This is a genomic window from Ideonella azotifigens, from assembly GCF_006519715.1.
GTDB classification, from domain to species: Bacteria; Pseudomonadota; Gammaproteobacteria; order Burkholderiales; family Burkholderiaceae_C; genus Ideonella; species Ideonella azotifigens.
Genome location: NZ_VIDT01001055.1, coordinates 1 through 1,360, shown reverse-complemented (window position 1 = coordinate 1,360; position 1,360 = coordinate 1). Strand labels below are relative to the sequence as shown.

Sequence of the window (1,360 nt, the reverse complement as noted above, 5' to 3'; positions counted from 1 at the left end):
CAATAACTCGGCCGTTCCTGAATTTCCAGGCGCCGCTTTTCAGCAATGCCGGTTCAGGATTCAGCGGCGGCCCTCTAAATCCTTGGTCGCCGCAAGCTCAGCAAAAATCCTCGTTTCGCCGACGCAGCCACCACCCGCCACATCTCGGACCGGCGTCAAGGAAAACGGTGCTTCCTTCGCGACTGCCGCAGCGCCGGCGCCCACGCAGTAGAAGGCCAAGACGACGGGTGACCAAGACCTGACAGTCATGGATTCACATGGTGTGCAAGACATACTGGAACCTGCTCGTATTCTGCAGCGACCTCAGAAACCTCTGCAAAGTCATAGAACGTTTACCGAGCCGTCATCGGAAACGTCTGGCACTCTGCTGAACCGATGACCGAGTTGAATAACCGTGGTGGAAATGCATACTTTCTCTTTTGTCAAAGGACGCAGTACCCCGGAGATCCAGTGTGTATTGGCGCCGGGCACGAAATATTATCAGATCGCGGAAATATCGCCTTTCAATTCAATTGCATCTCCGGCCGCTCGAGGTATGCTTTCATCCATCGCGGGCCACACTGAACATCAATTCAACCGCATCGTTTGAAAAGAGCCGCTCTCGGGCGACGTGTATATCCAAATGGCATCACAGGCACCGTCATCCACGCGCAAGGCATCGAGACCCGTTCTTTGAATGATGATCTTCTCCTTCGGGGAATAAGTCTGCACGATGCGACACAAGGCATCATCGGCCGAACAAGACTGATCCACTGAAGGAACGAGAGATACCACAGACAACTTCACCGAGTCATCGCGACAAAGGTCTAGGCTACCGGACCCGACACCCAAACGAACAATGTCAGTGGCCTTCGTACCATTCAGAGAGTGCAGCGCCAACTCGACGCCTCCCCTTCGATTTCGGCCTAGAACCACCGCCTGATCGCTCCCGATGGTCAAACGCGCAGTCGTTGGCGACGAGCATTCCCACTGTATTTCCTTATTTGAGCGGGATAGCTCAGAACACCAATCCACCCCAAACGCGGCACAGCCCCACAGGGCCAATACCGAACCTGACAGAAATCGAGCGATCATACGATTTAATATACTCACTCCAGCAACAGGTTGGAATACGAAGAGACTTCCCCAATCTTGTTGCGGTATCGGTACCACATTGACTCACTGCGGAAGTTCAATCTGAGCGGAAAGGGGAAGTCATGGGCGAGATTACACGAGGCGAGATAGTTCGGGTAGGCGCCCTCTTTCCGGCGGCAAAGGATGACAAGATCTCCTGGCGCACGCGCCAACGCTTTGGGCAGGCGAAGCTTGATCCACGAGTGGCCCATCTGCGTCACCTTGCCGTTGGTCTGGCGGATGAAGT

Annotated in this window: 2 protein-coding genes; one reads left to right on the top strand and one right to left on the bottom strand. The window is 54.6% G+C overall.

Translation table 11 applies throughout. The features are described 5' to 3' along the window. On the top strand, nt 1–211 hold a 211-nt coding region (locus tag FKP22_RS33600; protein WP_211361675.1), incomplete at its 5' end, for a hypothetical protein. 877 nt (nt 212–1,088) lie between these two features. On the opposite strand, the gene FKP22_RS33170 is transcribed toward FKP22_RS33600, so the two are convergent. Further along, the coding region (locus tag FKP22_RS33170; RefSeq protein ID WP_170201186.1) for a hypothetical protein at nt 1,089–1,360 on the bottom strand (272 nt) is incomplete at its 5' end.